28 protein-coding genes and 8 pseudogenes are annotated in these 26,570 nt (G+C 60.4%); 14 read left to right on the top strand and 22 right to left on the bottom strand.

Features of this window, described 5'->3' with window-relative positions; translation table 11 throughout:
- Positions 1-459: 459 nt before the first annotated feature.
- The 3 genes and pseudogenes from VOM14_RS28035 to VOM14_RS28025 form a co-directional block, all read left to right on the top strand.
- Positions 460-744, top strand: a complete 285-nt coding sequence (locus tag VOM14_RS28035; RefSeq protein ID WP_327631980.1) for a type II toxin-antitoxin system Phd/YefM family antitoxin — start codon at positions 460-462, stop codon at positions 742-744.
- Entirely contained in the window at positions 744-1,082 is a 339-nt protein-coding gene (locus VOM14_RS28030; protein WP_327631979.1) for a type II toxin-antitoxin system RelE/ParE family toxin, read from the top strand. The genes VOM14_RS28035 and VOM14_RS28030 overlap by 1 nt, the downstream gene beginning before the upstream one ends.
- Positions 1,083-1,591: 509 nt before the next feature.
- A pseudogene (locus VOM14_RS28025) lies at positions 1,592-2,055 on the top strand (YncE family protein); the annotation flags it as partial.
- 50 nt (positions 2,056-2,105) lie between these two features.
- Here VOM14_RS28025 and VOM14_RS28020 read toward each other — a convergent pair.
- Both VOM14_RS28020 and VOM14_RS28015 read right to left on the bottom strand, forming a co-directional pair.
- On the bottom strand, positions 2,106-2,465 hold the full coding sequence (locus VOM14_RS28020; RefSeq protein ID WP_327631978.1) for a reverse transcriptase domain-containing protein: 360 nt from the start codon (positions 2,463-2,465) through the stop codon (positions 2,106-2,108).
- 45 nt (positions 2,466-2,510) lie between these two features.
- Entirely contained in the window at positions 2,511-2,990 is a 480-nt protein-coding gene (locus tag VOM14_RS28015) for a hypothetical protein (protein WP_327631977.1), read from the bottom strand.
- 348 nt (positions 2,991-3,338) lie between these two features.
- Between VOM14_RS28015 and VOM14_RS28010 the strand changes: the two are divergent.
- A pseudogene (locus VOM14_RS28010) lies at positions 3,339-3,755 on the top strand (IS110 family transposase); the annotation flags it as partial.
- 66 nt (positions 3,756-3,821) lie between these two features.
- Here VOM14_RS28010 and VOM14_RS28005 read toward each other — a convergent pair.
- From VOM14_RS28005 to VOM14_RS27995, 3 genes and pseudogenes are all read right to left on the bottom strand, one after another.
- Positions 3,822-4,046, bottom strand: a pseudogene (locus VOM14_RS28005) (PDDEXK nuclease domain-containing protein); the annotation flags it as partial.
- A 46-nt stretch (positions 4,047-4,092) separates the two neighbouring features.
- Positions 4,093-4,242: a magnesium and cobalt transport protein CorA gene (locus VOM14_RS28000; protein ID WP_327631976.1), complete on the bottom strand. Its 150-nt coding sequence runs from the start codon at positions 4,240-4,242 to the stop codon at positions 4,093-4,095.
- Between the two features lie 110 nt (positions 4,243-4,352).
- Positions 4,353-4,742, bottom strand: a complete 390-nt coding sequence (locus VOM14_RS27995) for a hypothetical protein (protein ID WP_327631975.1) — start codon at positions 4,740-4,742, stop codon at positions 4,353-4,355.
- A gap of 1,214 nt (positions 4,743-5,956) precedes the next feature.
- Here VOM14_RS27995 and VOM14_RS27990 point away from each other — a divergent pair.
- On the top strand, positions 5,957-6,247 hold the full coding sequence (locus tag VOM14_RS27990; protein ID WP_327631974.1) for a hypothetical protein: 291 nt from the start codon (positions 5,957-5,959) through the stop codon (positions 6,245-6,247).
- 487 nt (positions 6,248-6,734) lie between these two features.
- On the opposite strand, the gene VOM14_RS27985 is transcribed toward VOM14_RS27990, so the two are convergent.
- Positions 6,735-7,289: a fasciclin domain-containing protein gene (locus VOM14_RS27985; RefSeq protein WP_327631973.1), complete on the bottom strand. Its 555-nt coding sequence runs from the start codon at positions 7,287-7,289 to the stop codon at positions 6,735-6,737.
- 436 nt (positions 7,290-7,725) lie between these two features.
- Between VOM14_RS27985 and VOM14_RS27980 the strand changes: the two genes are divergently transcribed.
- Entirely contained in the window at positions 7,726-8,007 is a 282-nt protein-coding gene (locus tag VOM14_RS27980; protein WP_327631972.1) for a DUF3303 domain-containing protein, read from the top strand.
- 674 nt (positions 8,008-8,681) lie between these two features.
- Here the strand turns inward: VOM14_RS27980 and VOM14_RS27975 are convergent.
- Positions 8,682-10,058, bottom strand: coding sequence for an IS4 family transposase (locus tag VOM14_RS27975; protein WP_327631971.1), 1,377 nt, complete (start codon positions 10,056-10,058; stop codon positions 8,682-8,684).
- A 170-nt stretch (positions 10,059-10,228) separates the two neighbouring features.
- Between VOM14_RS27975 and VOM14_RS27970 the strand changes: the two genes are divergently transcribed.
- The 3 genes and pseudogenes from VOM14_RS27970 (at position 10,229) to VOM14_RS27960 (ending at position 11,294) form a co-directional block, all read left to right on the top strand.
- Entirely contained in the window at positions 10,229-10,513 is a 285-nt protein-coding gene (locus tag VOM14_RS27970; protein ID WP_327631970.1) for a PhoD-like phosphatase N-terminal domain-containing protein, read from the top strand.
- Positions 10,510-10,848, top strand: a pseudogene (locus VOM14_RS27965) (alkaline phosphatase D family protein); the annotation flags it as partial. The gene VOM14_RS27970 and the pseudogene VOM14_RS27965, both read left to right, overlap by 4 nt.
- Before the next feature lie 20 nt (positions 10,849-10,868).
- On the top strand, positions 10,869-11,294 hold the full coding sequence (locus VOM14_RS27960; RefSeq protein WP_327631969.1) for an alkaline phosphatase D family protein: 426 nt from the start codon (positions 10,869-10,871) through the stop codon (positions 11,292-11,294).
- 163 nt (positions 11,295-11,457) lie between these two features.
- Here VOM14_RS27960 and VOM14_RS27955 read toward each other — a convergent pair whose 3' ends face one another.
- Both VOM14_RS27955 and VOM14_RS27950 read right to left on the bottom strand, forming a co-directional pair.
- Complete coding sequence (locus VOM14_RS27955; protein WP_327631968.1) at positions 11,458-12,180, bottom strand: anti-sigma factor; 723 nt, start codon at positions 12,178-12,180, stop codon at positions 11,458-11,460.
- Positions 12,177-12,743 carry a sigma-70 family RNA polymerase sigma factor gene (locus VOM14_RS27950; protein WP_327631967.1) on the bottom strand — a complete coding sequence of 189 codons (567 nt, stop codon included), beginning with the start codon at positions 12,741-12,743 and terminating at the stop codon, positions 12,177-12,179. The genes VOM14_RS27955 and VOM14_RS27950 overlap by 4 nt, the downstream gene beginning before the upstream one ends.
- A gap of 201 nt (positions 12,744-12,944) precedes the next feature.
- Between VOM14_RS27950 and VOM14_RS27945 the strand changes: the two genes are divergently transcribed.
- Entirely contained in the window at positions 12,945-13,115 is a 171-nt protein-coding gene (locus tag VOM14_RS27945) for a hypothetical protein (RefSeq protein ID WP_327631966.1), read from the top strand.
- 34 nt (positions 13,116-13,149) lie between these two features.
- Here VOM14_RS27945 and VOM14_RS27940 read toward each other — a convergent pair whose 3' ends face one another.
- From VOM14_RS27940 to VOM14_RS27920, 5 genes and pseudogenes are all read right to left on the bottom strand, one after another.
- Positions 13,150-13,488 (bottom strand): type II toxin-antitoxin system RelE/ParE family toxin, encoded by a 339-nt coding sequence (locus VOM14_RS27940; RefSeq protein ID WP_327631965.1) that lies wholly within the window; start codon positions 13,486-13,488, stop codon positions 13,150-13,152.
- Positions 13,485-13,721 (bottom strand): type II toxin-antitoxin system ParD family antitoxin, encoded by a 237-nt coding sequence (locus VOM14_RS27935; protein WP_327631964.1) that lies wholly within the window; start codon positions 13,719-13,721, stop codon positions 13,485-13,487. The genes VOM14_RS27940 and VOM14_RS27935 overlap by 4 nt, the downstream gene beginning before the upstream one ends.
- Before the next feature lie 465 nt (positions 13,722-14,186).
- The gene (locus tag VOM14_RS27930; RefSeq protein ID WP_327631963.1) at positions 14,187-14,402 is read right to left on the bottom strand and encodes a hypothetical protein; all 216 of its coding nucleotides are present in this window, start codon (positions 14,400-14,402) and stop codon (positions 14,187-14,189) included.
- Between the two features lies 1 nt (position 14,403).
- Complete coding sequence (locus VOM14_RS27925) at positions 14,404-15,261, bottom strand: ExeA family protein (protein ID WP_086909375.1); 858 nt, start codon at positions 15,259-15,261, stop codon at positions 14,404-14,406.
- Positions 15,258-16,157: pseudogene (locus VOM14_RS27920) on the bottom strand (IS481 family transposase); the annotation flags it as partial. The pseudogene VOM14_RS27920 and the gene VOM14_RS27925, both read right to left, overlap by 4 nt.
- A gap of 164 nt (positions 16,158-16,321) precedes the next feature.
- Here VOM14_RS27920 and VOM14_RS27915 point away from each other — a divergent pair.
- Genes VOM14_RS27915 through VOM14_RS27905 form a run of 3 tightly spaced genes read left to right on the top strand, consistent with a single transcriptional unit; the run spans position 16,322 to position 19,439 of the window.
- Positions 16,322-17,554, top strand: coding sequence for a tyrosine-type recombinase/integrase (locus VOM14_RS27915; protein ID WP_327631962.1), 1,233 nt, complete (start codon positions 16,322-16,324; stop codon positions 17,552-17,554).
- Positions 17,548-18,450, top strand: a complete 903-nt coding sequence (locus VOM14_RS27910) for a tyrosine-type recombinase/integrase (RefSeq protein WP_327631961.1) — start codon at positions 17,548-17,550, stop codon at positions 18,448-18,450. Before VOM14_RS27915 ends, VOM14_RS27910 begins: the two co-directional genes overlap by 7 nt.
- Positions 18,447-19,439, top strand: coding sequence for a tyrosine-type recombinase/integrase (locus VOM14_RS27905; RefSeq protein ID WP_327631960.1), 993 nt, complete (start codon positions 18,447-18,449; stop codon positions 19,437-19,439). Before VOM14_RS27910 ends, VOM14_RS27905 begins: the two co-directional genes overlap by 4 nt.
- 79 nt (positions 19,440-19,518) lie before the next feature.
- On the opposite strand, the pseudogene VOM14_RS27900 reads toward VOM14_RS27905, so the two are convergent.
- The 7 genes and pseudogenes from VOM14_RS27900 to VOM14_RS27870 all read right to left on the bottom strand — a co-directional run.
- Positions 19,519-20,067: pseudogene (locus VOM14_RS27900) on the bottom strand (helix-turn-helix domain-containing protein); the annotation flags it as partial.
- Between the two features lie 97 nt (positions 20,068-20,164).
- Complete coding sequence (locus VOM14_RS27895) at positions 20,165-20,734, bottom strand: hypothetical protein (RefSeq protein WP_238468861.1); 570 nt, start codon at positions 20,732-20,734, stop codon at positions 20,165-20,167.
- 149 nt (positions 20,735-20,883) lie between these two features.
- A pseudogene (locus tag VOM14_RS27890) lies at positions 20,884-21,727 on the bottom strand (IS5 family transposase).
- Between the two features lie 134 nt (positions 21,728-21,861).
- Positions 21,862-22,200 (bottom strand): type II toxin-antitoxin system PemK/MazF family toxin, encoded by a 339-nt coding sequence (locus tag VOM14_RS27885; RefSeq protein ID WP_327631958.1) that lies wholly within the window; start codon positions 22,198-22,200, stop codon positions 21,862-21,864.
- A 15-nt stretch (positions 22,201-22,215) separates the two neighbouring features.
- Complete coding sequence (locus VOM14_RS27880; protein ID WP_327631957.1) at positions 22,216-22,491, bottom strand: AbrB/MazE/SpoVT family DNA-binding domain-containing protein; 276 nt, start codon at positions 22,489-22,491, stop codon at positions 22,216-22,218.
- Between the two features lie 640 nt (positions 22,492-23,131).
- Positions 23,132-23,344, bottom strand: a pseudogene (locus VOM14_RS27875) (transposase domain-containing protein); the annotation flags it as partial.
- A gap of 173 nt (positions 23,345-23,517) precedes the next feature.
- The gene (locus VOM14_RS27870; RefSeq protein WP_327631956.1) at positions 23,518-24,171 is read right to left on the bottom strand and encodes a tyrosine-type recombinase/integrase; all 654 of its coding nucleotides are present in this window, start codon (positions 24,169-24,171) and stop codon (positions 23,518-23,520) included.
- Positions 24,172-24,353: 182 nt separating this feature from the next.
- On the opposite strand from VOM14_RS27870, the gene VOM14_RS27865 reads away from it, so the two are divergent.
- Entirely contained in the window at positions 24,354-25,160 is an 807-nt protein-coding gene (locus VOM14_RS27865) for an IS5 family transposase (protein ID WP_327631955.1), read from the top strand.
- A gap of 333 nt (positions 25,161-25,493) precedes the next feature.
- On the opposite strand, the gene VOM14_RS27860 is transcribed toward VOM14_RS27865, so the two are convergent.
- Complete coding sequence (locus tag VOM14_RS27860) at positions 25,494-26,519, bottom strand: IS110 family transposase (RefSeq protein WP_327631954.1); 1,026 nt, start codon at positions 26,517-26,519, stop codon at positions 25,494-25,496.
- Positions 26,520-26,570: the final 51 nt, after the last annotated feature.

Raw genomic sequence — 26,570 nt, 5'->3', positions numbered from 1 at the left:
GCATTAAGTAGCATTTTAATTGCATTAAAGCAAGCAAATGCCGCCCCGGCGTAATTTTTGGGAAAGTCGGGCGATAGGAGTCGAGCGTCATTCTCATCTGTCCATCCTCAGCCTCAATGGCAATCGGTCCCGAACCATAGCGAACGGCATTCGTTAGCAGATCGACTGGCAGTTGCCCCAAGTCGGCTGCCGTCCCAGCGGCCCTGCAGTCCACCCGTAAGCCGCGGTTCAATGAGCGCACGAGGATAGGACTCACGCACTTCGTCCGCCGCGCCGCGACAGATGTGGCTGATATCCTGCGGCTTGAAACCGACCGGCAGCGCGTCCGTCGGCCGGGGTGCGCGTGAAAATAAGCCGGTGCCCGTAGTTTCGAAGTTTGCACCTTGCCCAAGCGGGAAGTTGCCATCGGACCTTTAATGGTTTAAATTCGGTCTTATGCAAATCCTAGCGGAGCGCTCGATGCATCTCGCCGATCATGTGAAGCCGATCAGCTACCTCAAAAGCGAAGCGGCGCAAATCGTCAAGGACCTGACTGATTCAGGAGAGCCGCTCATCATCACCCAGAACGGCGAAGCAAAGCTTGTTGTCCAGGATGTACGAACCTACGAATCGACACAGCAGACGATTGCGCTGCTGAAAATTCTGGCTATCGGCCAGAAGCAGATCGAGCGCGACGATCACGTCGATGGGGACGAATTCTTTGCGGAGCTCGATGAGCTGGATCGCGAGGAAAAGCTCCGCTGATGGCCGGACCGCTGCTGAGGTATCGTATTCTCCCGACGGCCCGGATTGGCATCGACGAACTCAGAAGCTATGTGGTTCGCACATTCGGGTGGGAAATATGGCGTCAGACATCGGCGCAACTCCAGGAAACGATCGGGCAGATCCGCCAGTTCCCCGCTAGCGGTCATACGCCTGTCGAGCTTCACGGTTTTTTCGAGGACAGTTTCCGGCAGGCCCTTTTCGGCAAGAACCGGATCATTTACCAGGTCCGCGACGATACTGTTTTTATTCATCTCGTCGTCGACGTGCGGCGCGACCTGCCCTCTCTCCTTCATAGAATCGTGCTTCGCCTGATGTGACGGGCCAAGAGCGGCCGCCTTGCGTTTCATTACATTCATTGTCTGAATCTGCTCTTGCCCGTACGTCTCAGGATGCCTATCGGAATTTCAATTGCGACGATTGTCCTGTTCGAAAGCAATCCGCCGTCGGTGAAACTCCTCGCTATTCCCGGATTACCAAAATTGCCGATGTCAGGACGCAACCCAGGAAAAACATGTTTGGGCATCCCGGTTTTGAAATGAAGACTCATTTCCAATTGCCTGGATCCCGTACTCAAGTGAACAGCAAACGCGCTGTGGGCGCTTTCGCGTGAGTTAGTGGTTGGGACATCGTGCCGCCAGCTGATGGGCCGGTGCGCCGTTCATGACCTAGATTTGCAACGATCAGCGCACCAATCAGCTCACCCGCGACCACGACCAAAAGACTCCCGCCTCACTTATATGTGCCACCCCGCAGGACAATCGGACGGGTAGCAAACTACGTGAGGCAACAGGTCGGCGCGAGTTACAATTCCGATGAGTCAATGCGTCCGATGTCGCGACTCATCTTTGTCAATGTGCAGACGCAACGCCAACTGGTGGAAATCGACCCAGCCACCAGTACGGTCGTTTCCCGTACCGATCTGCCGGGCGCGAAAGGCAATCACGGGCTGCTAATCGTCCCGGATTCAAGCCTCGCGTTGATTGCCTGAGAGGACAACGATTGCCTGCTGGTCCTCGACATGCGCTCGATGAAGGTCGTCTCGGCGTTCAACGTCGGTGGCGGCCCGGATGTGCTCGCGTTCGATCCCGCATCGCATACGCCATACGTGGCCAGCGAGGCTGGCATCGTGTCGATGTTCAGCATTGAGCGAGCCATGTGTCGAGGATCGGCGATGGGCGCATGGGCCCGAATGCGCATGTCGTCGACATCGACGCGGTGACGCACCGGTCCTGGTATCCGCTGAAAAGCATCGATGGCCATCCAGTTCTGCGGATCATCGCGCCAAGATAAAACCGGAGTTTCCGACTGAACGGCGTCAATCCCTGGACTACCACCATCCGCTATCGCTGCGGAACCCGGTGAGACAGGAAGCGGAGCGTCCACTCGTGGTCGATTTCATCGAAGAACGAGCGAATGCCCGCGTCCGGAATCCAGTTCACCCTGCGACTCATGATCCCGATCGATAAGGCATCAAGCGCGTCATGCCGACCGCGTCCTTGCCGAAATCCATATGAGAAGCCGAGGAAGTCCTGCTCGTAGATCGCGCTCAGTACCGTGGATACAGCCTGCGGCACGATCTTGTCTTCCAGCACTGCAATCCCCAGCGGACGCAGCCTGCCGTCCGACTTTGGAATGTAGACCCGTCTGGACGGTTGCGCACGGTAAACCCCGGATTGAATTTCCCGGTGCAGTTCATGCACACGCCCATAAAGATGCTTCTCATATAGGCGTGCTAACGGTCCCGCCTATTGCTTCTTCGCAGCGTCGACGTTCGCATCGGCGGCCTTCTTGTTCGCGTCGTTCTGAGCCTCGACTTTCTTCTTGTTGGCCTTCGCCTGCGCCACATTCGCATCCTGAGCCGCCTCGTGCTTTTTCCTGTCAGCCTTGGCCTGCGCTTCATGCTTTTTGTGGTTGGCGTTGGCCTGTGCCTTTGTTGCATCGCCGCGCGCATCGAATGCTCCGGAAGGCGTGGTTGCCGTGGTTACCTTGGCAGCTTTCTTGTCAGCGTCTGCCTGCGCCGATGCCTTGTCCTCGTTGGCCGACGCCTGAGCCTTTTCGGCGTCGCTCTGTGCTTCGGCTTTCTTTTTATTGGCGGTAGCCTGAGCCTCGGCTTTGTCGCTATTTGCCTTCATTTGAGCCTTGGTCGCATCCGTCGGAGCGGCCGTTTGCGCGAACGCCGCAGTGACGAACAGTGCGGACGTGAGAGCAGCAACAATCTTTTTCATGGCATGAGCCTCCTGAATGTGCACCGAGTCTGTCAGTGCTATTTCTATCAACGTGGATAGCTTGGCGAAAGTTGACGGTGCTGTTGTGACAAAGGGTAACCAGCTGAGTCGAGATGCAACTTGTATTTTTCGGTTTCGACAGCAACTGGAACGGCCGATTTTTGGCGACCAGCCGCTTGCCCTTAACTCGCCAAAGTCTGAGCGAGCCGCCGGGCAGCGGAATCTTTCGAATGACATGAACGCCCCACCTAGTCGCAGGTTTAGCGCGACCGGCTCGATGCGTCGAGTATGACCATCGATCCGGATCGCGGTCATACTGGTCGCTCAGTTAGCCCAAGGGGATCTGTCATGGCGGATACGATTGTGGGTGTGGATATTGCCAAGAACGTGATGCAGGTCCGCTGGGTGAATCCGGATACCGGAGAGATTGTGAACCGGGCGATCAGGAGAGAGGCGTTTCTTGAGTATTTTGCGAATCGAAAGAGATGTCTTGTTGGGATGGAATCATGCAGTGGGTCGCAACACAGGGCCCGGCGGCTGATCGAAATGGGGCATCAGGTAAAGCTGATGCCGGCGAAGTTCGTCAAAGCCTTCAACATCCGTAACAAGAATGATGCTGCCGACGCGCGTGCGATCTGGATGGCGACCCAGGTCGAGTGCAAGCAGGTTGCAGTGAAAACTGAAGCGCAGCAGGCCATGCCTGCTTTGCACCGTATGCGTCAGCAACTTGTGAAATTCCGTACGATGCAGATGAACAGTCTCCGCGCGGACTGTTAGTCCCGCAGCCGGCCCGTGTTTATCACCCCAAGGTGTAGTTCTTCCCATTTCCCAACGAGTTTTCTCCAACTCGTCGGCCAGCAATTGTTCGTCCGGAAGAACGGTGTGGCACTCCGCCGCAAGTACCTTGTTCGGAAGGCCGTCAAGTGCGTACCGCGCGATCGCCGCATTGGTCCTCGCGCAAAGCATCAGGCCTACTGGCGGATTTTCGCCAGGCAGCGTCCAGTGATCCTTCGCGTAGTTGCAGTACATATGCATCTGGCCGACGTCCGCATGGCTATGGGTCTGTGCATTTGCGATCAAGTCACACACCGCATCATCGACGTCACTGCGGGGAGACGTTCTTGAGCGCGGCCATTGCCGCGCTGATCTTTTGCACGTCACGCGGGTCGAAATGGCGGAACGCCTCGGCTGCCTCCTCGGTACCCAGTGCCATCAGCAGCGTGGCCGCCTTGACGACGCCCTTCTCATTCATCGCGCATACCCCAAGCCTGAAAAGCGCAATACGCGAGTTCCGGCAGCCATTCCGGTCGCGTGGGCATAACGCCGGTCGTTTGGACGAGCCGGCTAGCCGGAATCCATGGGTCAGTCACGCAGCGGTTCTCCACGGCACGCAGCGCCTGAAGTCACGTACGAATAGGCGTCGCGTCCCATCCGCCCCACTTCACGCCAGATCGCAGGCGGACATCGCCGGCCGGTTGTATAAAGTTCGACGATGTCCTCACACATTGTTACCAGCCGACAAAGCGCGGCGCGGCCGTCGCTTGCGCCGATGACTTCGTCGGCATTCACGACGGCCCTTGCTGCCTGCGTTTGCTGGACCAATGCTTGCCATTGCGAGTCGGGCACCTCGAGCCCGTACCCCCCGAGTTGCGCCGCGGCGCTTGAGACAATGTAGAGGTCAGCAAGCACCCGCGCGATATCCGACGGCATGGCGACGCGGGCTTCAACTCTGTCCCGTTGCACGCGTTTCATTTCCCGGTCCCAATTTGCCTCGCTGCAAGCCCGAAGAAGGTGCTATGTCTGCCTCGCCTGAAGCGACGGCACCTTGGGCGGTCAGGCGTCACGGGCAGAAAGTCTGTTGTTGTCGGGCGGATTTTCATATTCGGGTTACGGTCGGGCCTCCGTTGGACACGGGCTACCGCGATCCGCATTCCCACGTTTATCCGGGCCGCACGCGGGCGGTTCAATTGACATGAACGCATCCTTCCTCCTGCACATCCCGAAGCAGGTGATGTAACGCATACAGCCGCTGCCGGTCCCGGGATGTTATGTCGGTGCGTCCGAGCAGACTTTCGACTTCTGATCTCCAGTATTCGCGGCGTATCAGTCTCGGGCGGTGGACAAGCGTATTCACCGCCCTTTCCAGTTCTCCGATAGCGCTTCCGGTGCGATCCATCGATCTCTTCTCCCTGACGTGTACCTCACTTCACCCATCGCCCGCGTAATGGCCTTAGGCGGGTTAAGAGGTTGCGGTAATGCTGGCGAGTTGATCCGTCTCCCGATGCGACTGAAGGCGTCGCCCTTCTCCGACCATTCGTCGTCTTGCAGACAGAGACCAACACGGCAGCGGCCGTCGCTATCGAGAGGTACCCTGCGCTAACGGAATAGTTATGACAAGGACGCTCAACCCGACCGTAACCGGTGTCCATCACTGCGCGCAAACGTTAGCGTTTGTAGAGTCGTCCCCTGCTTCGCGCACCGATGGTGCTTAGGGCGTATAACGGCACACCAGTCTGCTATCCATATAAGGGTAAACGCCCAATTCCAATCAGTAAGGAAACGTAGCCCGTGGGCGTTTTTAATCGTATACAGAAAAGCTGAAGTAAACCTTAACGGCGCGGGCTCCGCCGCAGAGCCGTTATAGGCCGCGGTTGCAAGGAGCCGACGTTCGACGCCGCAAGCGTCGGCTCGCCGCGCCAGTCGGCCCGCTGGTTGTAGCTTCATATCACCTTCCTCGCCTGTTCCCATCCATCGTGGGCATGCCGGGAAGCCGCATGGATCACATTCACTTTCGGAGGTTTACTACGGCGGTACAGGTACTACACTTTGGCATGGGTCGCAAAAGGAAGGTGCGCGGCCTTCTCGACACTTGAATTGCACTACGCGCTAACGCGACCAGTTAGCGCTGCACGGTTTGTTCGGGGGCATGCTCTTCTTGCGGTCCCATCAAACAGGAGGATGCAATCATGCAAACCGTTATCAGGAAATTCTCCGGAAAGGGCGCAAAGGAATTGTTCGACCTGCTCGAGAAGCGCACGGGTGAAGTCGAAGAACTGATGCGTTCGATCAAAGGCTTTGTCGGCTATACCCTCGCACGCAGCGGCGATGGTGGATTCTCGGTGACCGTTTGCCGTGACAAGGCGGGCATTGATGAAAGCGTTCAAAAGGCGAAGGACTGGATAGCGAAAAATGCCGGAAACACGGGTGTGGGGGCGCCCGAGATTTCGGAAGGATCAGTCCTCATTCACCTGACGTAAGTTGGCCTTGCGAGTGGCAGCGCGTAAGTTCAGCGGGCGGATTGAGACGTACGCCACCGCCCGCGCCATCCACTCCTCGCGCCCTCGTCTTTCCGGTTCGTCCGGACCCGCCTTTGCAGATCCTGCGGGCTCGTTATCGCCGCTTTTCTGACGCTCATGCCGCCCGACACGCATTCCACGGACTGACGACGTACGATTCACAAAAGCGGCGCGGGCAACCTGCTTCCGGACGGTTCTTCCGAACAAGTCCAGGCAAATTCCGACGCCGTGAAGAATGCCACGTCAGCGACCGGTCCACTTGCGATAGAAGGAATGGGAACATTCAGATGGCGCCAGCGGATCGCGGAGTCGCACGCTTCCCCGCGTGTGTCGTAGAAGGAACCGGGTAACACGGAGGCGAAGGTGGGCGTGCCACCGATTCCCGGCTCTGAATGAGATCCCTGCTCCGATCGTAAAAGGCAACTGACCGTCGCCAGAAATCGCACTTTCACTTTGGCATCAGCACCCTGTCAACGACCATAATGACGCCGTTGCTCTGCATCACGTCATACGTCGAAATGCTCGCCGTATGTCCCGACTCATCGGCAACCGCAATGTTATGTGGACCATTCTCCGAGAACGTCAACATCTCGCCATTCACAGTTTTTATTTCTGCCTTCCCCCCGCCTTCCTTGATGGCCATGTCCAGCTTGCGGAAATCGTACAGGCCGGGAATGACGTGATACGTAAGAATGCCGGTGAGGGTCGCCTTGTTTTCAGGTTTTGTCAGTGTCTCGACGGTGCCGGGAGGCAATGACGCGAACGCTTCATTGGTCGGCGCGAGAACAGTAAATGGGCCTTTGCTCCTGAGGGTATCGACAAGACCAGCAGCCTTGACTGCCGCCACGAGTGTCGTGTGATCTGCAGAATTGAGCGCGTTCTGCACGATATCCTTGCTCGGATACATCGCCTGTCCACCTACCATCACAGTTTGCTCCGCGGCGACCATGCCGGACATCGTCGTGGCAAGCGCAGCGATCGTCAGAATCAGTTTGCGGTTCATGTCTGTCTCCAGAATCTGCAGCACACGATTGTGCTGCTGTGACCCATATACGGACAATCTCCAGTTCCGGATGCAAATCGGCGAACTGATGGCATCCGCCGCAACCGCGCGGTAGCGGGAATGCCGAAGTACGGAGGAATACATTCGCATCGGCTTTGCACGACTGTGCCGGCAGGTCACAGCGCGGGGGGCTCACGCGCAGACCGGATCCCCAGCGCCATACGGGTACATACCCTTCCGGAATCGATGAGTGCGTTGTTTCGAATAACTATCAGGATGCCAAAACAAAACGAGCTGAACCGATAGGTTGACCACCGGCAAGCGCCAAACGCGGGCTCATACAGAACAACGCATGCAGGGACGATCGACGCGTTGCATCCGTGCGCCGCCGCCGTCCGTATATGAGGAGCAAGCCCACCACATGACGGAGGTAATCATGAAGTTCATGTTGACGTTCACCTGGCAGCCCGACATCCATACGCGTGATCAGGCTGTCGAGCGTTTCCGGAAAACGGGAGGCAGCCCACCTGCGGGTGTCGTCCTTCTAGGAAGATGGACGCGGGCGGATCTGTCCGGAGGCAGTGCTCTGCTTGAAGCAGACAATCTCAGGAACCTGGCCGGATTCGCATACATGTGGAGCGATCTGATGAAACTGGAGATCACGCCTGTCGTGGAAGACGATGGCCTGAGCGCGGTATTCGAGAGTGTGGCGAAGTAAGGGTTCTGGCGGGACCTGCATTCGTCACCCATCGCCGTCCTTCAATTGCAAAGGTCACTGGACAAGATCATGACCATTGAAATCATGCACAAATACGATGTCCTGGCTAACGCGGACTTACAAGGCTATGCTGAAGTGATGAAGAAGGGGTCGCCGCATTGCTGCGAGCTCCGGGTCTCGTGAGATTTGTGCCAACCGGAATCTGCTCGGGTCTCCTGAAGTGCGGGCGACGAGCGTGTGGAAGCGTCTTGCAGACTGGGAGGCTGCCAGGCAGAGCGAAGCGTTGAGGGCCCTCGAAGCCGAATCCCACCGCTACCTCACGAATCCGAGCCTCGAGCTTTGGGAAGCCTCGAACATGCTTCCTCAGCCGCCGCGTCCGGAGCCTAGTCGATTAGCGCCTCGCAAGGTCCGGCGCTCGGGCGCCACCGGCTACCCACCGAAATGCCGCCGGACCTCGCGTCGTCGCGGTGGATGGAGAACGCGCCATGAAGCGCCGTCATTTCCTGAAGTCTTCAGCCTTTTTCACCATCGCCGCCGCGAGCGGCGCTCTGATGGCTTGCAGATCCGAACTGGACGCAAGCGCATCAGTGGGTAGCTATCTGTTTGAGCAGGGGGTCGCAAGCGGCGCCCCCCCCGTGACCAGTCCATCGTCCTCTAGACCGAATGGCACTTACTTAAGCCCGCGGAGCGTGCCCATATTTTCGGGTGCGCTCGCGTGCGATGTGACGAGATTCCTTCAGCCACGGGTAAGACTTCGGCCTTCGTTTTCGCATTCGTGGTTCGATGCGACCGGGGCGATTCCCAACGCACGACTGCGCGATCAGATTGAACAGCAGACGCTGGTCGTGAATTGCCGTCAGACCTCTGGCCAGCCATTCAGTCCATAACTGCACGGTGTGTTTGAAACTCAGTGTTCTCGGGTCAGTGGCATAGTGGCTGGCGGCCTGAGCCATCAGCAGCCGAATCACATTGTAGGCCAGCAGATGGACCCAGATCTCCTTCTCGTTCATGTGGGCAGTCTGGCAATGCAGCACATCCATACCCATCGTCGTCTTGATGTTACGTAGATCCAGTTCCACGTTCCAACGCCTGGCATACAGTTGCGAGAGGTCTTCTTTGCTGATCTTGCGTGCATCAAGCATCGTGGTGACCAGCACCCGGTGATGCAATCTGGACTCGCGCATCGTCAGTTCGTCGGGGAACGCCTGGTACTGTTCACGCGTCATCCAGGCAGGGCACTGCCGGGGTTTGGACCACGTCACAATGTGATCGCGCGTGCCCAGGGACTTGCCACGCCGAAAGTCGGTACGGCGTGCCCCGTGCTGTTCCATCACGACATCCACTCCCGCGGCGATCATTGAGGCCATCAGAAAGTAGTGGCAGTACAAGGCATCGGCGACGATCACGTCACCTTTGCGAAACGTGTTTTGCAGCATGCGAAACGCCGTCAGCTCCCCGCTGCCTTTGCCCGCGTAAGTTCCGACAGCCGACTCCAGTACTGCGCCGCTTGCCAGACAGATCACCGCAACCAGAAAGGCCAATGGGAAGCCCACTCCTTCGGCCTGAGAACTGGACTGCGGGAAGCGGGCCTGGTTCGACGGCGTATCGGGCATCGAGATCCCGGTGCCGTCAACCAGCTTGACCGGGCGCCCGCGCCACTTCCAGCCCGGCTCGGCCTTCTCGTGCAGTTGACGCCCCGTCTCGCGCGCCAACTCCCGCACCATCGTGAGCGGCAGTCTCTGGCGAGCGCGGCAGTAGCCCCCCGTACGCACACTCATGGGTCGCAGCCCGTCGGCAGCTCGCTGCGCAGCCCACCCGTTGACTGCCTTCTGACAGGAAGCGTCCTCTTCCAGCGCCTGGCGCATGAACATCGACAGCGTCACCGTCGGTGGATACAGCCGTTCCCGATGCTCTGGCAAATACGCTTCCGTTATGGCCAACAGTTGCGGGCTCGTCAGTATGTTGAAATAGTCCACAGCCTGTGTCCCGCGCGCCCGGCTCTGAGCTGTGCCTCGTGTTTGCCTATGATGACTTCGTGCATTACGATCCATGGGGGCTGATCTTTGGAATGAGACGGTGTTTGCCTGGTAACAACCATCCTATCAATCCCTAGATCGGCCTCCTTCCTTTTTCTTCAAGTACTTATCCGCGTCTTCTCCTCCATGCGGGCTTAAGTAAGTGCCATTCCCTCTAGACCCGTTGCACCGCGGCCCGCCCAGGTGTGACCTTCGTGCCCGTACGCCTGGACGTATCCCCGCGGTCAGATTTCTCCCCGATCGTGGCCGCGGTGCCGTTGCGTGCGTCGCGCAGCTTCGATTTTACGGTGCGTGCGAAGATCACGGGGCTGCAGCCGAAGGCCACTTATTACTACCGGTTCGTCGCTGGTCGCGATATAAGTCCCATCGGGGTCACGCGCACGGCCCCCGCCTGGACGACGCCAACGCCGAAGTGCGGTTTGCCTGGCTTACCTGTCAGGACTGGAGCGTCAATCATTGGCAGGCGATGAAGCTCACGGCTGCCAAATCCGATCTCGATTTCATCGCCCATCTGGGCGACTACATCTGCGAAACGGTCGGCACGCCGACGCTGGATGCGGTCGACCCGGCGCATTCACCCATATCGTTGCCGGATGGGCGGCCGCTGGCAGGCGGAGGCCGGTATGGGCGGAGTCTCGAGGACTATCGCTCGCTCTATCGAACCTATCGTACAGATTCGCGGTTGCAGGTACTCCATCGTCAGTTTCCGATGATCGTGATCTGGGACGATCACGAATTTTCCGACGACTGCTGGCGGAATCATGGGCCCTACACCAATGAGCAGAAGCTGGAGACTTCACGTCGACGTAATGCTACACCGGCATCGTGGCGATCACAGGTGACCTTCATGCCTTTCAATGCGGTGTCCTTCGCGATGGTCACGATCCTTCGACAGGCAGGCCGGTCATTGTTGAGTTCGTTTGCGCGGGGATCAGCAGCACGTCACTCTATTCGTACGTCAAGGCGGCGTGGCGAAGCACACCGCTCGCGCCCCTGGTCGAGACGCCCGCGACCGTCGATGCCTTTCTCAGGTCCAACAATCCGGGCCTTCGCTACGTCGATCACGACGCGCAAGGATATGCAACTGCGACCGTCACACCCGAGCGCTTTGTGGTGGTATTCAACAAGGTGAAGCGCACGACGGTCGCTGAATGGGCCCGACCGGACGCCATACGGCAGCTGCGTGTCAGACTGACTGTATCCAGGGATAGGACGGATGTTCTCGTCGAAGCGCTAGAAGCGGCCACCTGACAGGCAGCAAGTGAACGTGGGCGGGACGCAATACTGCAAGCTTGACATCAGGTGGCAACAGCGCGCGGCGGATGCAGTGGCGTGCTGGAGAACCGCGGAGAGCGAAAACCTTGTCCCCGGGCGCTGGCCATCGCAAAGCGCGGGAGATTGCGAACCGCGCCGTTCAGGTCGCGTGCAGCTGGCCCGTGGCGAGGACCGGGCCCGTGGGCTGGCCGGTGGGCGAGCCGCCATGGGGTTCGAGCGAGACCGCGAGCGCCGCACGGTCGCCTATTCGCGCGACAATCTGCGGCGGCAACGAAATCGAGACAGGTGCGTCAGGCGAGAACACGCCGAGTGAGATGGCGTTTGCGCCGGGCGGGACCAGCCAGAGTTCCGTTGAACGGTTGGCGGCTACTTTCGGACTGGTGGCTGGTACAACGACCATGTTGCCGCGCTTGAGGTCGACCGTCGCCGTCCAGTATGTAGCGCCGTCGATGCGCGCGATCGTCGCTACCATGTAGCCGCTTTGCGCCACGACCACTGCGGGCTGCCGCGCCTCGTGCAGCATGACGAGATTCACGGCAAGCAGCGCGAGCGCGGCGGCGCTTGCACCGATGCCGAGCCAGCGCCACAGACTGAGGCTGTCCCACCATCTGCCGCGCGCGGGCACCGCTACCGGAAGGAACCCCAGGTCGCGCTGAATCCGCCTCCAGACCCGCACGGTCGGCTCGACGGCGGACAGATCCTCGGTCAGCGGGGTGAGGCGTGCGAGCCAGGCATCCAGGCTCTCCCGCAGCGCGGCGTTATGGACCGATTCGCGTTCGAGTGCGCGCCGCGAATCGGTGTCGAGCACACCGAGGGCGTATTCAGCGCAACGCAGGTCGTCGGATTGGTCAGGCGTATTCATCGCTCGAGACACGTCTTCAGTTGCATCAGGCTACGCCGGATCCAGCTCTTCATGGTGCCGAGGGGCACGCGTAGGCGCTCCGCCAGTTCGCCGTAGGTCGCGCCGGTAAAGAAGGCTTCGCGTACCGCGCCCACCTGCTGCGGGTCGAGTGCATCGAGGCATCGTTCGAGCCGGCGCCGTTCTTCGCTGCGTTCGGCGGCCTCCGCTGGCGTAGGAGCGTCGTCTCTGATTTCGGCCGCCCTCTCCTCGTCGAGCGGCTCCTCCCGATGCTGGCGCAGGCGATCGATTGCACGGTTGCGCGCGAGCGTGATCAGCCAGGTCATGGCATTGCCGCGCGCGGGATCGAAGCTTCCCGCACGGTGCCACGCATTCGTGTAGACCTCCTGCAGTACGTCTTCGGCCTCGGCCCGGTCGTGCAACATCCGCACGATCACGGCGAACACGCGCGAGGCCGTAAGCCTGTAGAAGTCCGCGAAGGCCCGCTGATCGCCTCGCGCGACAAGGCGCAAAATGCTATTCAGATGCGCGCGGCGGACCTCATCGGCATCTGGATGCACGGTCATGTGGGACGTGTCCTTCATGCGCGAAATGGAACTCATCTCGCCGTGGGGGATCTGCCATGCAATATAGCATCGGCTGCACGCTACGGCGCGTCGCACCGATGCCGACGGTCGGTTGCACTCAGGTAACGGACCTTCACCAGACGATAATGTTCATCGCGTAAGTCGCCATCTTGGAAATTCGGGCTAAGCCGAGGTTGATCATTGCGCACCCGTGCTAAGGCTATGGGCGACGGCACGTCGTGGGCGAAGCTCGATTCGACGTACGTGTGGAACGCCCGGCGCCCGAACGCGACGCTGACTCCGGTCACCAGCGAAGTCGTTCTGGCCGGCGATCAGCAGCGCATAATCGGCCAGGCGCTCGCGAGCGCCTGATTCCATTACTAACTCAAAATTGGTGCGACTGGCATCAGTGGAACCCGCCGTCATCGCTCAACAGCCACGCCGGGATGTCGCGCTTGCCGTTGAGCACGCGCCAGACCTCGACGTGGTCGTCACGCTCAATGTAGAAAATCAGATGCGGATAGCGATCGAGCGGCCATGATCGCAGGCCCGGTACGTCCAGCTCGTACGCATAGCGCGGAGACCCGATGTTCGGGTGCTTTGCGAGACGCGTATATGCGTGTTCGATCTCGGCAATGAACCCGAGCGCCGCCTGTTCCGAGCCTTCGTCCACGAGGTAGCGGGTCAGCTCGTCTTCTACGTCCTGCGTGGCCAGCCGGGTCGGGATGACGGGCTTGGCCGTCATTTGCGCGAAGTACGCACGCGTGCGCGCAGCGATTCGAAATAGTCAGCATCGGCCGGAGCCGAGAGGCCAGACGTCGCTCCTCGCAGGATAACCGCCCGCAAATGCTTGCGCTGCTGATCCTTCCGGATCAATTCACGGACGTATTCGCTGCTCGTGCCGTAGCCACACTCGCCAACCTGCTCGTCAACGTAGTCTTTCAGCGAATCGGGAAGTGAAATGTTCATCGTGCTCATGCAAACCAGTCTATCAAACTTTGGCAAATTTTGCCAAGATCTCGAGTTCGGCATTGTGGCGCCCTATCAGTTTGGCCCATCGTCGCTGCAGCGGACTTGTGTACCATCATCCGCGCCTTTCTGAGGGCCTGGCACAGCGCGATCGTGCGCCTTCGCAGACCAGGAATGGATAACCCGTCGCGGTGTCGTTCGCCAGAGGTGACCGGGCGCAGCCGCCTGTCAGGGTGCAATGTCGCGTACCGGGATCGAGCAGCCGCTCAGTGCCGCCGCTCAAGGATCATTAATCAGACACTATGACTTTCCGTGAGGCAGAGGCTGGCCCGCCGTGAGGAATCAATCGCGGGTTAGCATTTCTACCAGAGCCGCATGGTGAGCGTGAGCACGTAAATCGATGGGGCAATGAGCAACATAAATGATGTTCGAGGGACGAAGTAAAACGGGAGCGATGAAGCTCCCGTTGTCGTTTCAGAATGGATCGTCGATGCTCTGGTGTGGCGGCTGTGTCGGACCGCGGTACCAGGGCTCGCGATAGCGGCGGATCTGGGTGGCGTAGGCGCGGCTGAACCACAGATAGAGGTCTTCGATGAAGAACTGCATCATGTAGGCTGCCTCGTCTGAGAGCTCGGGCAATGGCAGGCGCCGCGAGGCGTTGGGTTGGTGAGGTGATGCTTTACGGGACATGTCATCGGGCTCCGTTGGGTTGACGCGCTGGCGTGCGGCGCGAGGACTGTGTTGATGGTGCAAAGACCTCGAAGTACAGCTTCTCGTCGAGTTCGGACAGTTCGCGCTGCGCGGCGGTGGTGAGCAGTTCGTTGGCGAGCGTGGTGAGCACGCGGTAGTTGCCCAGCGCGTGTTCGCACAGCGTGTGGCGCAGCGGCGGTGTCATCAGCTGCGGGGCGCCGGCGCTGGCAAGCAGATGATCGAGGCAGGCCAGCAGGTCGTCGGCCGAAGCCTTCTCGGTCCCCAGGCGGGAACGGATACGGCTGCCCAGTGGCAGCAGTTCGTCGCGCCGCAGCTTGTCGGTCAGGCGCGTGTCGCCAGCGAGCACCACACACAGCAGGGGCTGCGAATCGAAGCGGGCGCTGGCCATGAGCCGCAATTCGTTGAGCACGCCGGGACTCATTTCCTGCGCTTCGTCGATCAATAGGATCGGGCGCCGACGTGTTGTCTGCAGGTGCGACATCCACCGGTCGCGCAGCGACCTGAAGCCGCCCCAGCGGTTGTGCGGCCGGAGTTCCAGACCGAAGATGTCGCCCATCTCGCGATAGAAGTCGGCGAGGTTGCTCTGCGGATGATTGATCGAGACGACTGTCAGGTCGGTCAGTCGCTCGAGCTTCTCGGCCAGCACGCGCATGACCACGCTCTTGCCGGTACCCGGCTCGCCGTGGATCATCGCGAAGCCGCCTTCGCGCACGAGCGCATTCTCGATGCGCCAGCAGAAGTTCTCGACGCGCGGCGGCACGTACAGTGCCTCGAGGGGAAGCTCCGGCGAGAACGGGTTCCACTTCAGGCCGTAGAGGGCTTGCAGACGCTGGCTCATGCCTCCTCCTGCCAGTTGGCGGGAATCCAGGCCGGCGGCAACCCGGTTGCGGCGTGGTCGGCCAGCATCTGGCGTAGCAGCGGCGCGATGCCGGGCGCACTGGCCGGTGGCGGCTCGACATTGACGGCATCGAGTCGCCGACGCTGGCCATCAGCATTGGCGGCCTTGTCCAGCGGCCGCAGCGGGCACAGCACGGCGCCGCTATCGGCGTCGACGAGATCGACGCCGCTCAGGTCCCAGCGCGCGTAGCGCAGGTGCACGCGCTGCAGGTGCCGGTAGGCCGAGGGAATCTCGAAGCGCGTGCCGGCCAGACTCACGGTGCCATCCGAGCGCCGCTGGGCGCGCGTCACGTCGATACGGAATGCGGCGCGCAGCGCGTCACTCGACGGGCATTCGCGACCCACATCGGGACCAGCCAGATAGCGTTTGAGCGGCGTGCCGCCGATCTCGGAATGATGCGCGTGGTGGTACTCGCGCTCGATCCATGCGTGGGTGGCCTGATTGAGCAGTTCGAGCGTGAGATTGGGCTCGCCTTCGAGCATGGCCATCACGCGCCCTTCGATGCGGGCCCAGAACGTCTCCTGCTTCGCGTTCTGGTACGGCGAATATGGCAAGGTCGTCTGGTGCAGCACGCCGAGCGCGAGCAAGCCGGCGGTCGTCTCCTCGGCAAGCATTGCTGCGCCGTTGTCGGTCATCAGTGCGCGAGGCCGGCCACGACGCTGGAGCGCCTGGGTGAGCCCATGGATCAGACTACGTGCGGTCTCATCGAGAAACCATTGCGCGTGACAGACGACGCGCGAACGGTCATCGAGCACGCACAGCAGCATCGGCGTGATCCACTGGCCATCATGCGTGAGCAGCTTGCGCGAGCCGTGATGGAAATCGAGATGCCAGAGAATGCCCCGCGGGGCATTCTCTGGCGAATGCAGAGTTCAGGAATATGCGGAGTTGAATCCCGCTGGCGACCGCAAACCTCTGTTTCTCGGTGCGTTCCGCCGGTTGCCGACGACCATCGCGTCGCATAACGTGGGCCCTCCATCCTTACCGATTGGAGGGCACGATGATCAGCAACTACGTCTTCGATATCCGGTCTCGCGAGAGGCTTTGTCGAAGTGGCGCGGGTACATACCTGGACGGTTTTACGGACTGGCTCGCCAGCCGCAGCTACGGTACCCAGACAATCCGCAGCTACATCTTCGCCGCTGCGCGATTCATGAGCTGGGCGCAGGTCAACGGTCATGCAAGCATCGCGACGCTCGACGAGTCCAGCGTGACGGCCTATCGCGCCTATCTGGCGAACGGCCGTAATGACAAGCGCGCGCACGAGCGCTCGAACGCCTACTGCGGCGCCCGCCGCTTCATGTCGTATCTCCGTCAGAGCGGGTTTGTGCCGGAGGTGATGGAGGTCTTGTCACCGCTGGAGACGAGGTTCCGCATGTGGATGCGCCAACATCGGGGCGTGTGCGAGCTGACCCTGGACACATACGGGCTTGTGGTCAGGCGGCTGCTGGACGCGCTTGGCACCGAACCCCGCTCCTACACCGCTGCTCAATTGCGCACGTTCGTTCTCGCACAATCACGCGGCTTCAGCCGAAGCAAGGCCGGCAACGTGGTCTCGGCGGTACGCGCCTTCGTGCGCTTTCTTGTCGCTCATCAGGAGTGCCCTGACGGCTTGCGACTCGCAATCCCTCGGGTCGCGCGCTGGCGACAGAGCGGGTTGCCGCGCTATATCGAACCCGTCGATATCGAACGGATCCTCGATGCATGCGACCCGAGCCGCCCCCTCGGCGCGCGCGATCGCGCTGTGTTGTTACTACTGGCCCGGCTGGGCCTGCGCGCTGGCGATGTCGCCGGTCTGCGCTTGTGCGATCTCGACTGGACACACGGTCGATTGCGCGTGACGGGCAAGTCACGCCGGGCGACCTGGTTGCCGATGCCGCAGGACGTAGGCGATGCATTGTTGCACTACCTTGCCACGGCGCGCCCTGCAGTGGCGGGCGACGGCGTGTTCCTGATTGTCCGTGCTCCCTACACGCAGGTCGCCGCACGGCAAGTCTCATCAACCGCCCAACGCGCCATCCGAAGCGCCGGAGTCAGGGCGCCCTCGCTCGGCGCTCATCTGTTTCGTCATTCCGCCGCCACTGGGTGGCTGCGACAAGGCCTGACGCTGCAGGCGATCGGCGCAGTGCTGCGACATCGCGACGTCGATAGCACCGCGATTTACGCTAAGGTCGACACCGATTTGCTTCGGCAAATCGTGGTGCCCTGGCCGGGGGAGGTATCGTCATGCTGACCGCTGCGATTGACCGCTATCTTGAGCTGCGCCGCGCTCTGGGCTACAAACTCGAGCGTGATGAACAGATGCTGCGCAGCTTCGCTCGCTTCGCCGCCCAACGCGCCGACTCGCATCTGACAGGCCACACCGTCCTCGAGTGGGCCGCTCTCGCCGCCACGCCGCGACAGTGTGATCGGCGAACGCGGGCAGTCATCGGCTTGGCTCGGTTCCTGCACGCTGAAGATCCGCGCCACGAGATCCCGCCGCGTGTGCACGTCTGCGCGGCGCAAACCCGCCCGTTGCCCCACATCTTCTCGCCCGAAGAGATCGCGCGCCTGGTGCAGGCAGCTGCGCAGCTTCCTCCGCACAGATCGTTGCGGCCGCTGACCTTCACCACGCTGTTCGGCCTGCTCGCCGTGACCGGACTGCGCGTTTCGGAAGCGTTGCACCTTCGGCTTGACGATCTGCTGCCAGACGCGATGGTGATTCGTGAGACGAAGTTCCATAAGAGCCGCATGTTGCCGCTGCACCCGAGCACGTCGGCGGCATTGACGCGCTATGTGGAACGTCGCCAGCGTGTGGCGAGCAATCACGACCATCTCTTCATCTCGCTCAAACGCACCCCGCTGTGCTACGAGACAGTCTGGCGGACGTTTCGAGAAGTGTGTTCCAGCGCTGGGGTGCAGCATTCTGTCCGCGTCCGGCTCCATGATCTGAGGCACTCGATGGCCGTGCACGCATTGGAAGCCTGCCCTCACGGGCGCGAGCAGGTCACGCCCCACATGTTGGCGCTCAGTACCTACCTGGGCCACGCCAGCGTACGTGGTACGTATTGGTATCTGCAGAGTTCGCCGCGGCTCATGCATGACGTCGCCGACGCAGCAGAAGCCTGGATGAGGAGAACGCAACCATGACCCCGATCGCACCTCACATCAGCGCCTTCCTGAGGGAGTGGTTGCCGCGGCAGCGAGGCGCAAGCCCCCACACCTGCGAGTCGTACGCCTATACGTTCAAGCTGCTGTTCGAGTACGCAAGCCAACGTTTCAAGGTGCCGCCATGCCGGCTCGTCCTGGAGCAAATCGACGCACCGCTGATCATGGCGTTTCTCGAGGACCTTGAAGTCAAGCGCACCAACCGCCCAAGCACTCGAAACGCTCGGCTGGTCGCCATCAAGTCGTTTATGGCCTTCGTCGAGCATCGTCTGCCCGCGCTGCTTGAGCAGTGCCGGCAGATCCGCGCAATCCCGCCGAAGAAGACGAATACGCCACTGGTCAATCATCTGGACCGGGCGCAGATCGAAGCCCTATTGAACGCGCCCGATCTCGCAACCCGAAGCGGACTGCGCGACAGAGCCATGCTGCACCTGTGCTTCGCGGCTGGGCTGCGGGTGTCTGAACTGGTCACCTTACCGCTCACGGCACTTAGTCTGCACGCCGATCCCAGCGTAAGAGTCAACGGCAAGGGCCGGCGGGAGCGAACTCTTCCTTTATGGAAGCAGACGGCCGCCCACTTGCGCGCATGGCTGGCCGAGCGCGTTGCACAACCCGGCGTTGCTGAAGTCTTCGTCAATGCTCGCGGACTGCCGATGACGCGCTCCGGCTTCGAATGTGTGTTGTCCAAACACGCGACCACCGCAGCGGCCCAATGTCCCTCGTTGACCACGAAGCGCATCTCACCGCACGTATTGCGCCATAGCTGCGCCCTCACGATCCTGCAAGCCACCGGGGATCTGCGCAAGGTGGCCCTCTGGCTGGGCCATGCCGACATGCAGACTACGGAGATGTATCTGCGTGTGGACCCATCGGAGAAGCTCACGGCTCTGGCTGGTGTCGTTCCCCTGGCACTGCGGTCCGGGCGATTCAAGGCCCCGGACAAGCTGATCGCGATGCTGAAGCCCGACTGAATATGCGGAGTGAAATGCGGGCGGCGACCGGGCTCCACGGTTGGCCGCCCGACTGAGTTCCGCATATTCCTGAACTCTGCATTCGCCAGAGTGCGTTGACGTGCTCGACCTCGAAGCTGCGTACCTCGAGCTTCTCGAGCCGATCGCGTGCGAGCATCGCGCCGGGGCTGGTATGACGCGGCTTGCGTTCACGGTACAGGCCCTGCGCACGCAGATAACGGCGCACCGTCGTGTACGACGGCAGGAACGCCTGGCCGAGCGTGACCTTGAGATTGTCGAAGTGCAACTGGCAGGTCCAGCCGGGATGTTCCCGGTACTGCGCGCGAATCGCCTGTATCGCCTGAGGCGACAGGCTTGCGCCGGCGCCGCTGGGGCGCTTGCGGTCGCGCAGGCTCGCAACCGGATCGTGGGCCGCCTTGCGGGCCCGGTAGAACCACCGCTCAACGGTGGAGCGGCCGAACTGGACATCGTCGCCAGTGACGGGATGACGCCAGCGTTTGGCGGCCAGCGCGGTGATGAGTTCGCGCACCTGCCCGGGTTCAGGCGGTGCTGCCAGCAAGGGACCCACGACCGCAAAGCGCAGGCGCGCCCAACGATCCCGCAGGGGTAAATCGTGAAGTTCAGTCATGCTCTCTCCAGGGATGCGGCGCACCGCGCCGCGATTCGGGGAGAGGCGAGACTACCGGCGCAGTCCGAGGGGGGCGAGCGACAAGTTCTGCGGGCGGTTACCGTCCCTCACCCAGGGTGCTCACGGCGCTGCCGCTGGTGAGCGGTGAGAGCCAGCGCAGCAGGCATGGCAATGGCTCGGCAGGCTGCGTGGTAGCGAAGCGCTCGAGCAGGCTTGCCGGCACCTGTGCGGTCTCGACGGGCGGCACGAACGCCGCCCGTCCGAGCGCCCAGAACGGTGTGCCGACAAACCCGGTCGTCCACCAGTGCCGCCATCGCGCGATCGTCGAGGGCGGCACGCCCAGCGCATCGAGCTGGCGCATTGCCGCGGCCGTACCGGCGCTCGCACGCGTGGCGCTGACGACAATCATGATGGCGGCGGTGTAGACGCGCCGGCCGAGAAAGCGCACCGAGAATGACGTGGTACGTCGGCGACAGTCGGCGCAGCAGAAGCTGTAGCGGAACTCGCAGTGGCAGCGGGCTTCGTATGAAATTCCGCGCGGCTTGCGCGGGTAGCGGGCGCTATGGAGTACGCCACCGCAGCGACAACGCTGCGCGCGGGTCTGTTCGGCGTAGTCCTGATCGATACGTAACAGCAGGTGATAGAAGTTGGGATCGCGGGCACTCACGTGGCACACTCTGGAAGTCTCGGTTCTTGGCAGACACGAGACTCTCCCTTGGGCGTCGTTTGTGCAAGATGCCTGAGGGAGACCCCCTCCGCTACATCACGCAAGCTGCTCAAAACGCCCCGAATTCCCATCGATTTACGTGCTCACGCTCATTTCTTTCGAGCAGATCCCGCAGGCAACATTGACACCAATCTAGCGTGTTCTGCACTTTTGTTGAGGGCTGCGAAGTGGACGAGCATAAGCACAGAGAACACGACGAAGTGCAGACCAGCCAGCGGTCGGGCAATCGTTCGTAGTCTCTGGCCAGTCGGCGGAAGCGGTTGAGCCAACCGAAACTGCGCTCGACCACCCACCGGCGTGGCAACAGCACGAAGCCTTTCTTCGCCTCGGACAGCTTGATCACCTGAAGCTCGATTCCTTCGTCGAGTGCTGCCTGTGCAGGCTCTTCGCCGGTGTACCCCTGGTCCGCGAACGCCACCTTGACCGTCTGGCCGGTGGCCTGCTGAACCTGGCGCGCCAGTTCCCCGACCTGCGCACGTTCCTGTTCGTTGGCCGGCGTCAATGCACCGCGAGCAGTTGCCCCAACGTCTCCACTGCCATGTGCACCTTGCTGCCTTTCTTGCGCTTGTACCGGTCATAGCCGGCGCGTGGACCGCTCTCGCAGGTCGACTGCAGCGTGCGGCCGTCGAGAATGACTGCGCTGGGTTGCCTTGCCGGGTTTTGCGCAACCCGGATGATCGAGCGCAGATCGTTCACCATGGCTTCGAAACAGCCCGCCTGGATCCAGCGTTGCGTTTGCTGGTAGACCATCTCCCATGGCGGAAACAAACGCCACGGCGCACCCGCACGTACGATCCAGCGCAGCGCGTTGAACATTTCGCGCAGTTCGTAGCGACGCTGTGGTGCGTCTTTGTTCATCAATGTCAGGTATGGAGCGGCGACGTACCACTCTTCATCCGATACATCAGTTGGGTAAGGTCTGCGCTTTTGCATCCCGCCAGGGTACCAGGTCTGGCCGAAAGTTCATAACACACCTTCTAGTTTGCTTCTCTTTATAGCGCTCGATTTTTATCCCCGTTTGTTATGTTTCGCCCAAAGAAAAAGGCGTCATTTCTGACGCCCTTCAATCATAGCTGCAAGAACTCGCGGATTGCATGTTTGGCGGCGGCTACCTCAGCGTCTGAAGCCCGCTCGCCCCTGTAATCCAGCTTCCTATCGATGTAGCTGAAACTGCGGATGTGGTCCACTAGAGCCACGCCAGGACGCTCCAGGCTGTCTAGGGCAATTTCCGTTTCCCACCCGCGCACCGTCGTGGTGATCGGGAGCCCCGTGAATTTCTGCGTTATCTCATTCATCACATAGTCAGAGATAACCAGCACTGCGCGGTAGCCGTCCTGCTCGTTGCCCTTCACAGGTCCTACGTGCAACCTGACGATATCGCCCGTTTCCGGAATTCCGTTCTGCATTTCGATCCCTTACCGTTATCGGGTCGGGTCGTCGGGTCCTCCAAGTTCCGATCCTACCGGATCGCCAAAATCAATCTCCCCGTGCTGCTGGAGCTTGCCTTCGCGATACTGTTGAATCAGGCGCTCACGCGAAAAGCGGCGTACCGGAGTATGTCGGGTAATCACCAGTACCCCGCCGTCCCTTCGGACTTCGACTTCCTGACCTTCTTCAATTGAAATCTCAGTCGCCAAGTTGGCCGGAATCCTCACCGCGAGGCTGTTCCCCCAACGCTTGACAGTCTGAATAGCCATCTCATACTCCATAGGGTTTTGGTACTGCCGGTTCGCCTGGTCTTCGATCGAACTCCTCGAGTCGATACCAACGTTTATACATGCCTGATCTTACGCTTCGATCCCAAGCGTGTCAACACACGTATAAACATTGCTGTCGCAGCGAGTTCGCCCTACGCGACACTGTACATCCATACAGTATCGGTTCCCGCCATGCCTCCGCGGGACCTTCTGGCGGCGCTACCACGATGAAAACGTGCGGCGGCTGATCCTGGAAGTTCCGCACCTGCGACATACGCTTCATGAAATCGAATACTTCCGCGCCGTGGTTGACCGCGCCTAGCAAGAGGAAAAGCTGGGCCAGCTCGTCGCGCTCGGAAAAACTCCGCGTCTTGATGCAGTCGGAGCGGTCCTGGCTTGGCGTGCTTTCGGGGTTGCCGCCACCGCCCGCTGGGAATAGTGCGTCCGAAAACAGGATACGTGCCGTTCAGGCTTCAATCACCGCTCGGCAATGTTCTCTTGAACGGTCAGCAAATTAGCGCTGTTTTGCGCAAGTCCGTGCTCTACAACGCGCCGAGTGGGATTTTCAGGTAACGCGTGCCGTTGTCTTCCGGTTCAGGCGTAAGCGGTCAGTGAAGCACGTCCTGCCCGCCAACTTGACCTATCGATTTTTTTCTGAAAGGACCTTGCCCAGTCTCCAAGGAAGTAGAGCTTCGTAATCCTCTGCGGTCTTCGCGAGCGGCAGAGCCTTGAACAGGTCAACAAGGTACGCATAGATATCGATGCGGTTCGCGACGCAGGTCTGGACGAGTGAATACAGGTTTGCCGAGGCCTTTGCGCCTCCTACGGTGTCCGAAAAAAGCCATGCCTTTCTCTTATAGAAGCCCTTCTATAACAGGACCTATCGACAGGTCTTAGTTATGGAAGGCTTAAATGAATTAGGCCTGCTGAATGGGTGGCAATGATGCCGCGCCCTCGCATTTGCGGGGAGACGGCATCGATGCCGATGTGTTGCCGGCGACGTGACCGATAGCGAACTATCCATAACTACAGCGCTTGCAGAAAGCGAAGAAGGTCATCCTTGGGCCGATATCGTAGTGGCTTGATCGACGGTGATTGGAGTGCCTTCAGTGCCCGGTCCTTCATTTGCAGATCGGCTTCGACATAGCGATGCGTAGTGACAGGGCTTTCGTGACCGAGCCACAATGCGATGACCGTAATATCAACGCCAGATTGCAGCATATGCATCGCTACGGAATGTCGAAACAGGTGTGGAAAGACGCGGTGCCGCGCAAGTTCGGGAAACTGTCGCGAGGCGCCCTGAACTGCAAGCTTAAGCCGCTCGGTAAGGCCGATGCGCGTAAGCGAAGCGCCGGCCCGCCCGGGAAATAACGGATCCTCGGATGTTCGGGGATACTGCCGAAGCCAACGCTTGAGTTCTCTCGCGGTGTCGGGCCATAGCGGGACCGAACGCTCCTTGCGACCCTTGCCGTGAATGAGCACCCATGTAGTGGGCCCGAGCATGAGGTCGGACACACGCATACCGATCAGCTCAGAAACGCGGGCTCCGGTGTTGTAAAGCGTAGCCAGCATGACGTGGTCGCGTTGCCCCGTCCAGGTGCTGACATCGGGAGCGGCAAGAATAGCCTCAATGTGCTCGCGAGACAGAAATCCGACGAGCGGTTGCTCGAATCGCTTCATGGGAATTGCAAGTACGGATTGTGCCAAGGACAGGGCCGACGGCTCTGCGAACGAAACGTACTCCATGAACGATCGAATGGCGGCAAACCTGGCATTCCGGCTACGAATTGAATTGTGTCGGTCCTGTTCAAGGTATTTAGAACGTGTTAGGCACTTTTTGTCGGACCTGGTATCCTGGCAGGATGAAAAAGCGCAGGTCCTACCCAACGGATGTATCGGATGAAGAGTGGTACTTTGCCGCTCCGTACCTGACCTTGATGAATAAGGACGCACCGCAGCGTCGCTACGAACTGCGCGAGATGTTCGACGCACTTCGCTGGATCGTGCGCGCGGGTGCACCGTGGCGTTTGTTGCCCAATGACTTTCCACCGTGGGAACTGGTTTACCAGCAGACGCAACGCTGGATTCAGGCCGGCTGTTTCGAGGCCATGGTGAGCGACCTTCGTTCGATCATCCGGATCGCGCAGGGCCGTCAGGGTCAGCCCAGCGCGGTCATCCTCGATGGGCGCACGCTGCAGTCGACCTGCGAGAGCGGGCCTCGCGCGGGTTACGACGGCTACAAACGCAAACGTGGCAGCAAGGTCCACATGGCGGTTGATACCTTGGGGCAATTGCTTGCTGTGCATGTTACGCCGGCCAATGAACAAGAACGCGCGCAAGTCGGAGAACTGGCGCGTCAGGTTCAGCAGGCCACGGGCCAGACGGTCAAGGTGGCGTTCGCCGATCAGGGGTATACCGGCGAAGAGCCTGCGCAGGCGGCATTCGACGAAGGAATCGAGCTTCAGGTAATCAAGCTGTCGGAGGCGAAAAAGGGCTTTGTGCTGTTGCCCCGCCGCTGGGTGGTCGAGCGCAGCTTCGGCTGGCTCAACCGCTTCCGCCGGTTGGCCAGAGACTACGAGAGATTGCCCGAGACCCTGGCAGGTTTGCACTTCGTCGTTTTCTCGGTGCTCATGCTTGTCCACTTTGCAGCCCTTAACAAAAGTGCCTAACACGCTACAAGGGCTTCCCCGTTGAGCACAAGCTCAATCGAGGTTCGCCGTTGATACATACTGCAATGCCGCGCTGGTGCGTGTGAGAAGGTGAAGGACTGCGGTTCTACAACCGGTCATGTTGGACCAATGGTCCGGACCCTGATGAAAGACGCGCGCAGAGGCCTCATTCTCTAGCCGGGAATGGATATCCCCGCCGTGTTATTCAGGTACGCTCCGCGCGGGTCCAACCCGCTTCACATCACCGCTGGCAGTGCAAAGTGATCGTTCTATGTGCACATAATGTCTGCGCCCGTTTCCCGTCGCAGGTTGGCCTACAGCCCTGAATTGGAGTCAGTCTGCCACTGGTTCGAGCTTGAAGTCATCGCCATATTTCAGCACTGCCCACGCCAGTCGCGCGTTCTTTGCGGCTATCGCTATGGCGGCCCGCCAGTAGCCCCGGCGCTCGATCAAGGTTCGGACCCATCGGCTGAAGCGATCCTGTTTCTCGCCGAGGCTGGCAATAACGGCGCGGGCGCCGTTGACCAGCAGGCCGCGCAGATAGGCGTCGCCAGCCTTCGTGATGCTGCCCAGCCTCGCCTTGCCGCCACTGCTGTATTGACCGGGCGTGAGTCCGATCCAGGCCGCCACCTGTCGGCCGTTTCTGAAGTCGTGCCCGGCACCGATGCTGGCGAGCAGCGCACTGGCCGTGGTTGGGCCGATGCCGCGCAACTGCATCAGCCTCTTGCTACGCGCGTCCTCACGCGCGATCTCAGTGATCGCACGGTCGTATTCGAGCAGGCGATCCTCGATATGGCCGGCGTGCTCAAGCAGATCGCTGATACTGCGCTTCGCCCAGCCGGGCAATGTGTCCAGATAGTCCGTGATGTACCTGCGCAACTTCTCAGGGCTCTGTGGCAGCACCACGCCGAATTCCGCCAGCAAGCCTCGCAACCGGTTGTAGGTCGCAGTTCGCTCTTGGACGAAACCCTGTCGTGTCCGATGCAGGCAAAGCGTTGCCTGCTGATGTTCGTCCTTCAGCGGCACAAAACGCATGGTCGGGCGCGTCACCGCTTCGCAGATTGCAGCAGCATCTGCCGCGTCGTTCTTGCCGCGCTTGCCCGACATGCGATAAGGCGCGACAAGATTGGGCGCCATGAGCTTGACCGTATGGCCGTGCTGCTGGAACATGCGGGCCCAGTGATGGGCGCCGGAGCACGCTTCCATGCCAATGAGGCACGCAGGCAACTGTGCAATCAACGTCGCCAGCTGATCGCGCGGAACACGCGGCTTGATCAGCATCGCTTTACCGCTCTCGTCCACACCGTGAACGGCAAATACATTCTTGGCAAGATCAATTCCGATAGTGACAATAGGCATGGACTTCCCCTCTCGCTGGTGTCGATGAACGTTCGCAACTTCATCCTGGCA

This window comes from Paraburkholderia sp. MPAMCS5 (genome assembly GCF_036016995.1).
Classification (GTDB): domain Bacteria; phylum Pseudomonadota; class Gammaproteobacteria; order Burkholderiales; family Burkholderiaceae; genus Paraburkholderia.
This window is presented reverse-complemented; position numbering and strand designations above follow the sequence as displayed.